Genomic DNA, 8,478 nt, shown 5'->3' on the forward strand with positions numbered 1-8,478 from the left:
CCCTCCCCCGGGGCGACCTCGTCCGGCCGGGTGCCGGTCAGCCCCGGGCCACCCAGCCCGACCCGCTGACGTCGCGAGGCCGCCGTCGGGTTCGACGGCGGCCTCCGCGACCGGGTTCGCCTACTCAGCTCTGGACGCCGAGGCGCTCCAGGATCAACTCACGGACGGTCTTCGCGTCGGCCTGGCCACGGGTGGTCTTCATGACCGCGCCGACCAGCGCGCCCGCCGCCGCGACCTTGCCGCTGCGCACCTTGTCGGCGACGTTCGGGTTGGCGGCGATCGCCTCGTCCACGGCGGCGGTGAGCGCGCCGGTGTCGGAGACCACCTCAAGGTTCCGGTTGGTCATGATCTCGGTCGGCGAGCCCTCGCCGCCCACCACGCCCTCCAGGACGGCCCGGGCCAGCTTGTCGTTGAGCTTGCCGGCGTCGACCAGGCCCTGCAGCTCGGCCACCTGCGACGGGGTGGCCCCGACGTCGGCCAGTTCGATACCGGCCTCGTTGGCCCGCCGGGACAGCTCACCGAGCCACCACTTGCGGGCGGCGGCCGGGGTGGCACCCGCGGCGACGGTGGCCTCGATCAGCTCGACCGCGCCGGCGTTGAGCACCGACTGCATGTCCAGGTCGGACAGACCCCACTGGAGCTGGAGCCGGCGGCGGTGCAGCCGGGGCAGCTCCGGCAGGGCGGCCTTGAGCTCGGCCACCCACGCGGCGTCCGGGGCGAGCGGCACCAGGTCCGGCTCCGGGAAGTACCGGTAGTCGGTGGCGGTCTCCTTGGACCGGCCCGGGGTGGTGTCGCCGCTGTCCTCGTGGAAGTGCCGGGTCTCCTGGGTGATCCGCCCGCCGGCGTCGAGGACCGACGCCTGGCGCAGCATCTCGGAGCGCACAGCCCGCTCGACCGAACGCAGCGAGTTGACGTTCTTGGTCTCGGTGCGGGTGCCCCACTCCTGACCCGGCCGGTTCAGCGAGGTGTTGACGTCGCAGCGCAGCGACCCCTCCTCCATCCGGACGTCGGAGACGCCCAGGGAGCGGATCACGTCGCGCAGCTCGGTGACGTACGCCCGGGCGACCTCCGGCGCCAGCGCACCGGTGCCGGGGATCGGCTTGGTGACGATCTCGACCAGCGGGATGCCGGCCCGGTTGTAGTCGACCAGCGACTCGGTCGCACCGTGGATCCGGCCGGTGGCACCGCCGACGTGCAGCGTCTTGCCGGTGTCCTCCTCCAGGTGCACCCGTTCGATGCCGATCCGCACGGTTTCGCCGTTCACCTCGACGTCCAGGTAGCCGTCCACGCAGAGCGGCTCGTCGTACTGGCTGATCTGGAAGTTCTTCGGCATGTCCGGATAGAAGTAGTTCTTCCGGGCGAACCGGCACCACTCGGCGATCGAGCAGTTCAACGCCAGGCCGATCCGGATCGTCGCCTCGATGGCCGCCTTGTTCGCCACCGGCAGCGAGCCGGGCAGACCCAGGCAGACCGGGCAGACCCGGGTGTTCGGCTCGCCCCCGAAGTCGGTCGGGCAGCCGCAGAACATCTTGGTGTTCGTGCCCAGCTCGACGTGGGTCTCCAGGCCGATCACCGGCTCGTAGCGCGCGACGACGTCGTCGTACGCGGGCAGTGTCGTGGTCATCGGTGCTCCTGCCTCACAGTGCCGGTGGGGTGAACGTGCCGACCGCGGACTCCAGCGCGGCGGCGACCCGGTACATCCGGTCGTCCGCCATCGTCGGGGCCATCACCTGCAGACCGACCGGCAGCCCCTCGGAGAGGCCGCAGGGCACCGAGATGCCCGGGCCGCCGTACAGGTTGGTCGGGATGGTGTACAGGTCCGCCAGGTACATCTGGTACGGGTCTGAGGTGCGCGCCCCCAGCGGGAACGCCACGAACGGGGTGGTCGGCGAGATCAGCGCGTCGACCTGCGTGAACGCGGCGGTGAAGTCCCGGGTGATCAGGGTACGGACCTTCTGCGCCTGCCCGTAGTAGGCGTCGTAGTAGCCCGAGGAGAGCGCGTACGTGCCGATCATGATGCGTCGCTTGACCTCGGGGCCGAAGCCGGCCTCGCGGGTCAGCGACATGACCTCCTCCAGCGAGCGGTTGCCGTCGTCACCGACCCGCAGGCCGAACCGGACGCCGTCGAAGCGGGCCAGGTTCGACGAGCACTCGCTGGGGGCGATCAGGTAGTAGGCCGGCAGCGCGTACCGGAAGTGCGGGCAGGACACCTCGACGATCTCGGCGCCCAGCTTGGTCAGGGTGTCGACCGCCTCGCGGAACGCGGCCGTGACGCCCGGCTCCGCGCCCTCGCCGGTGAACTCCTTCACCACGCCGAGCTTCACCCCGGTGAGGTCGCCGGTCGCCCCGAGCTTCGCCGCCGCCACTACGTCCGGCACCGGAGCCGGGACCGAGGTCGAGTCGCGCGGGTCGTGCCCGCCGATAACCTCGTGCAGCAGGGCCGCGTCGAGCACCGTACGGGCGCACGGGCCCGGGGTGTCCAGCGACGACGAGAACGCCACCAGGCCGTACCGGGAGGTGCCGCCGTAGGTGGGCTTCGCGCCCACCGTGCCGGTGACCGCGCCGGGCTGGCGGATCGAACCGCCGGTGTCCGAGCCGATCGACAGCGGCGCCTCGTACGCGGCCAGCGCGGCGGCGCTGCCGCCGCCGGAGCCGCCCGGGATGCGGTCGGTGTCCCACGGGTTGCGGGTCGGGCCGTACGCGGAGTATTCCGTGGAGGAACCCATGGCGAACTCGTCCATGTTGGTCTTACCGAGCATGACCGTGCCGGCGGCACGCAGCCGCTGGACGATGGTCGCGTCGTACGGCGGACGCCAGCCCTCCAGGATCTTCGATCCGACGGTGGTCGGCACCCCCCGGGTGGCGAGCACGTCCTTGACCGCGACCGGCACGCCGGCCAGCGGGCCCAACTCGTCGCCGGCGGCCCGGCGCTCGTCGACCGCGCGGGCGGCGGCGAGGGCACCGTCGGTGTCGACGTGCAGGAAGGCGTTGATCCGCCCGTCCACGGCGGCGATCCGGTCCAGGTGGGCCTGCGTCACCTCGACGGCGGAGGCGTCGCCGGAGGCGACGAGACCGGCGATCTCGCTCGCGGTCAGTCTGGTCAGGTCGGTCATGAAGCCACATCCTCGTCCAGGATCCGCGGTACGCGGAACCGCTGCTCCTCGGCGTCGGGGGCACCCGACAGCGCCTCCTGCGGGGTCAGCCCGGGCACCACCACGTCCTCCCGCAGGACGTTGGTCAGCGGCACCGAGTGGGAGGTCGGCGGAATGTCCGCCGCGGCGACCTCACCCACCTGGGCGACCGACTGGAGGATCACGTCGAGCTGGCCGGCGAAGATGTCCAGCTCCTCCTCGGTGACGGCGAGCCGCGACAGTCGCGCGAGGTGCGCGACCTCCTCGCGGGAGATGGCGGCCATCGGTGCCCCCTTCGTGGCTGTCCTGACTGCGTCTGCGTGTGCCGACCGCGCGGTCACGGTGTGGATGACGCGCGGTGACCGGAGCGAGTCTATTGGCCTGCGGTCGCGATGCCGCCCCCGACTCCCCCTCCGCCGGCCGGACGCACCGGGCGGTACCGGGACAGCCAGGTGGCCAACTCCTCGGCCGGCATCGGCCGGGCGTGGAACCAGCCCTGCGCCACGTCGCAGCCGGCCGCGTGCAGCAGCCGCCAGGTCCGCTCGTCCTCCACACCCTCGGCGACCACCCGCAGCCCCAACGCGCCGGCCAACTCGATCATCGACCGGACCACCGCCGCGTCGTCGGGATGGTCGGCCATCCCGAGGACGAACGAGCGGTCCACCTTGACCTCGGCCAGCGGCAACCGCCGCAGGTGCTGCAAGGACGAGTAGCCGGTGCCGAAGTCGTCCAGCGAGATGGCCACCCCGAGCCGGTGCAGCCGGGTGATGGTGGTGAGCACCCGCCGGGGGTCGGCCATCAACGCGCCCTCGGTGATCTCCACCTGGAGGCGTTCGGGGTCGACCCCGAAGCGGGAGAGCTGCTCGGCGATCCGGTCGGCGATCTCGCCGGTGTGCAGGTCGCGGACGCTGACGTTGAGCGAGGCCCGCAGGGTGATCCCGGCCGCCGTCCACTTCGCCAACTGTTCCACCACGTCGTCGACCACCCGCCGGGTGAGCAGGCGCATCACCGCGCTCTGCTCGGCGAGGCGGATCAGTTCACCGGGGTCGACCATGCCACGGCGTGGGTGCCGCCACCGCAGCAGCGCCTCGACGCCGACCACCTCGCCGGTGGCTATGGCGATCTGCGGTTGGTAGTACATCGTGATGGCGCCGACCGCCGCCGCGTCGTCCCCGGCCGGCCCGGCACCGGCCGGCGGATCGGTCGATGTCGGCAGCTCGGAGACCGGCCGGATGGTGCGGGGCCGGATCGGGTCCGCCCCGTGCAGGATCCGGTCGAGCAGTTCGTCCGGGTGCGCCGGGCCGCCGCGGGGACGACGGCGCAGCGGCCACCACCGGCCCGCGCCGGCCGGCGGCTGCGTCGAGGTGGCCAGCCGGGACGGCAACGCGGCCCCGTCACCACCCCGCACGGTCCGCCCGGCCGCCGGTCCCGCATCGAGTACGCGGCGCAGGTCGGCCAGCAGCGCCAGCCGCTCGGCGGAGTGGTGGTCGGACTCGGCGGCGTACACGGCGACCGTGTCGTTGCGCTGCTTGGCGTCGTACATCGCCACGTCGGCGTGGCGCATCAGGGTGGTGTGGTCCTCGCCGTGCTCGGGGAAGAGAGCGATGCCGATGGAGGCGCCCACGTCCAGCGGCAGCCCGTCCAGAGGTACCGGCTGGGCCAGCGCCGCGACCACCCGGTCGGCCAGTTCGCGGGCCTGCTCGACACCGGTCAGTCGGGTGGCGACGATGCCGAACTCGTCGCCGCCGAGCCGGGCCAGCAGGTCCCGCCCGCCGACGACGTCGCCCAGGCGGGCGCTGACCTCGACGAGCAGGCGGTCCCCCACGGCGTGGCCGAGGGCGTCGTTGACGTTCTTGAACCGGTCCAGGTCGATCAGCAGCAGGGCGAGGTGGGAGTCCGGGGCACCCCGGGCGGTCCGCTCGGCGTGCAGGTGCACCTGCTCGGCCATCTCGGCCTGCAGCGCCTTGCGGTTGGGCAGGCCGGTGAGCGGGTCGAGCGCGGCGAGGTGCTCCTGCTCGGCGGCGAGCCGGGACATCCGGTGGACGGCGAGCAGCGGCACCAGCACCAGCGGGATCAGGGCCGCGCTGGCCCGCGCCGCGGCGACCAGCACCGGGGCGAGCAGCAGCAGGGAGCCGGTGGAGAGCAGTTCGACGCCGAGTCCCCGCCGTACGCCCGGCCACCACCGGCCACCGAAGCGCAGCCGCAGCGCGGTGCTGACCAGGCCGTGGTTGACCGCGAACCAGGTGGCGGTGGCCGCGCCGAGCACCGCCACGTCGGTGCCGCGCAGCCGACCGAGGTCGGCGAGGTCGCCCGGTCCCAGCCGCAGCACCAGGGCCGCGGCACTGAGCGCACAGGCGTACTGCGCGGCGTTGAAGGCGGTGCGCCAGGCGGCGTGCCGCATCCGCCAGCCGGAGACGGCGACCGCGACGGTCTGCGCCGCCAGCGCCGGGGCCAGCCCCCAGCCGAGCAGGATGGCGAAGGTGAAGCAGGTGGACGGGAAGACCACCGAGGTGTGCCGCCGGCCGGGCGGTACGAAGGGACGCACGTCGCAGACGACGGCGAGCGCCGCCATCGTCCAGAACGCCGCCGGCAACCCGCGGAGCTGGCCCGGCAGGCCCGCCAGGACCGGCACGGCGACCAGCGCCGCCAGCCCGACCACCACGGCGACGAACCCGCCGAACGGTGTCGCCCGCCCGGGCGGGACGGAGTTGCGGGGGTCGGCGGTCTCCATCGCACCTCCCGGGCGTACGGCCGCGGTGCGCGCCGGTCGCACACCGTGCCACCATGAAACGCCCTGGATGCCGGAATTCCCCAGCCGACAGTCACGAATCGGTTGTAGTCGTAATTAAGTTGGTATACGACCCCAAGATCCGATACCGGGCGAAGCGATCACTCCTGGACCTGGGCCACCTCCCGGGCGGCCTCCGGACCCTGGTCGAGCAGCACCCGGAAGCCGTCCTCGTCGAGGACCGGCAGCTTGAGGGAGGCGGCCTTGTCCGCCTTCGACCCCGGGTTGTCGCCCACCACCACGAACGCCGTCCTCTTGGACACCGAGCCGCTGACCTTGCCGCCCCGGCTCTGGATCGCCTCGGCGGCCTGGTCCCGGCTGAACCCGGCCAGGGTGCCGGTCACCACCACGGTGAGCCCCTCCAGCGGACGCGGCCCCTCGTCGGCCGCCTCCTCGGCCATCCGTACGCCCGCCTCGGCCCACCTGCCGACCACCTCGCGGTGCCAGTCGACGGCGAACCACTCCCGGATGCTCACGGCGATGGTCGGGCCGACCCCGTCCACCGAGGACAGCTCCTCCTGCGACGCCGCCTCGATCGCCGCCATCGAGCGGAAGTGCCGGGCCAGCGCCTGGGCGGCGGTCGGGCCGACGTGCCGGATGGAGAGCGCGACCAGCACCCGCCACAGGTCACGCCCCTTGGCCACGGCGAGATTGTCCAGCAGCCTGGTGGCGTTGCTGCCGAGACTGCCGTCCTTGTTGACGAAGAACGGCGACCGGGCCAACCGCTCGGCGTCGAGGGCGAACAGGTCGCCCTCGTTCGTGATGATCTGCGCGTCCACCAACGCGGTGGCGGCCTTCTCGCCGAGCGCCTCGATGTCGAGCACCTTCCGGCTGGCCAGGTGGTAGACCCGTTCGCGGATCTGCGCCGGGCAGGTGCGCGCGTTGGGGCAGCGGATGTCGACGTCGCTCTCCTTGGCCGGCGCCAGGGCGGTGCCGCAGGCCGGGCAGGTGGTGGGCATGACGAACGGCTGGGCGTCGGGGGGACGCAACTCGACCACCGGGCCGAGCACCTCGGGGATCACGTCGCCGGCCTTGCGCAGCACCACCGTGTCGCCGATCAGCACCCCCTTGCGCGCCACCTCGCGGGCGTTGTGCAGGGTGGCGAACTCGACGGTGGAACCGGCCACCCGCACCGGATCCAGCACCGCGTACGGGGTGACCCGTCCGGTCCGCCCGACGTTGACCCGGATGTCGACCAGCCTGGTGTTGACCTCCTCCGGCGGGTACTTGAAGGCGATCGCCCAGCGCGGCGCCCGGCTGGTCGAGCCGAGCCGGCCCTGGATGGAGACCGGGTCGACCTTGACCACCACACCGTCGATCTCGTGTGCCACGTCGTGCCGGTGCTGGGCGTAGTAGGCGATGTACTCCGCGACGCCGGCCAGGTCGGGCACCACCCGCCAGCGGTCGCTGGTGGGCAGCCCCCACGCCCGTAACGCCGCGTACGACTCGGACTGGGCCGTCGGCCGGAAGCCGCGACGGGCGCCGATGCCGTGCACCACCAGGCGCAGCGGCCGGGACGCGGTGACCCGGGGATCCTTCTGCCGCAGGCTCCCCGCGGCGGCGTTGCGCGGGTTGGCGAACGGTACCTTGCCCTGCTCGACCAGGCTGGCGTTGAGGTCGGCGAAACCGGCGACCGGAAGGTAGATCTCGCCGCGCACCTCGATGAAGTCGGGCACGTCGGGAAAGTCGTCGGCGCCGGTCAGCCGGGTCGGGACGTCGCGGATGCTGCGCACGTTGGCGGTGACGTCCTCGCCGGTGCGCCCGTCGCCCCGGGTGGCGGCCCGGACCAGCCGGCCCTGCTCGTAGGTGAGGTTGATGGCCAGCCCGTCGACCTTCAGCTCGCAGAGGTAGGGCACCGGGCCGCCGGCGTCCCGCTCGACCCGCTCGGCCCAGGCGGCCAACTCCTCGTCGGTGAAGGCGTTGTCCAGCGACATCATCCGCTCGGCGTGGTCGACCGGGGCGAAGTCGGTGGAGAAGGTGCCGCCGACCCGCTGGGTCGGCGAGTCGGGGGTACGCAGGGCCGGGTACCGCGCCTCCAGCTCCTCCAGCTCGCGCAGCTGCCGGTCGAACTCGGCATCGGCGATGGTCGGCGCGTCCAGCACGTAGTAGCGGTACTGGTGTTCGGTCAGCTCCTGGCTGAGTGTGGCGTGCCGCTCCCGCGCCTCGGGGGTGGGCTCGCCACCGGCTGCCACCTCCCCCGCGGCGCTGACCTGTTGGGGGATTTCTTCTTCCGACACCCTGTCGCCTCCGGACACCGCTGCGAACCTCCCCCGTGACCGACCTTGCGGTGATCACGCCACCTCCCCGTGATCACGCTACCGGAGCACCGTAACGGTCCGGTGGGACAAACCTGCGCCTCCCCGCCGCGCCCGACGGGCGCAGGCGCGCCGTCCGTGCGACGATCGCCGCAGGTCGACGGCGCGGACAGGCAGGGGGACGGATGCCCGGGTGGGTGTGGTGGGCGGTGCTGATCGTCCTGGCGGTCGTCGCCGGCTGGGTCTGGAACGAGTGGCGGCGCCGGGGTGACCGCCCGTCCGACGCCGGTGGTCGTACCCGGCC

General features: G+C 73.0%; 5 protein-coding genes. All 5 read right to left on the minus strand.

Annotated features, from left to right (window positions below; genetic code table 11):
• Positions 1 to 124: 124 nt before the first annotated feature.
• Positions 125 to 1,624, minus strand: a complete 1,500-nt coding sequence (gene gatB / locus E1182_RS27080) for an Asp-tRNA(Asn)/Glu-tRNA(Gln) amidotransferase subunit GatB (RefSeq protein WP_132270506.1) — start codon at positions 1,622 to 1,624, stop codon at positions 125 to 127.
• A 13-nt stretch (positions 1,625 to 1,637) separates the two neighbouring features.
• Positions 1,638 to 3,113, minus strand: a complete 1,476-nt coding sequence (gene gatA / locus E1182_RS27085) for an Asp-tRNA(Asn)/Glu-tRNA(Gln) amidotransferase subunit GatA (RefSeq protein WP_132270508.1) — start codon at positions 3,111 to 3,113, stop codon at positions 1,638 to 1,640.
• Positions 3,110 to 3,415, minus strand: coding sequence for an Asp-tRNA(Asn)/Glu-tRNA(Gln) amidotransferase subunit GatC (gatC, locus tag E1182_RS27090; RefSeq protein WP_091115452.1), 306 nt, complete (start codon positions 3,413 to 3,415; stop codon positions 3,110 to 3,112). The genes gatA and gatC overlap by 4 nt, the downstream gene beginning before the upstream one ends.
• An 89-nt stretch (positions 3,416 to 3,504) precedes the next feature.
• A complete protein-coding gene (locus tag E1182_RS27095; protein WP_132270511.1) occupies positions 3,505 to 5,862 on the minus strand; it encodes a bifunctional diguanylate cyclase/phosphodiesterase in 2,358 nt (785 codons plus the stop codon).
• A 158-nt stretch (positions 5,863 to 6,020) separates the two neighbouring features.
• Entirely contained in the window at positions 6,021 to 8,156 is a 2,136-nt protein-coding gene (gene ligA, locus E1182_RS27100; protein WP_132270514.1) for an NAD-dependent DNA ligase LigA, read from the minus strand.
• Positions 8,157 to 8,478: the final 322 nt, after the last annotated feature.

Source organism: Micromonospora sp. KC721 (assembly GCF_004348355.1).
GTDB lineage: Bacteria > Actinomycetota > Actinomycetes > Mycobacteriales > Micromonosporaceae > Micromonospora.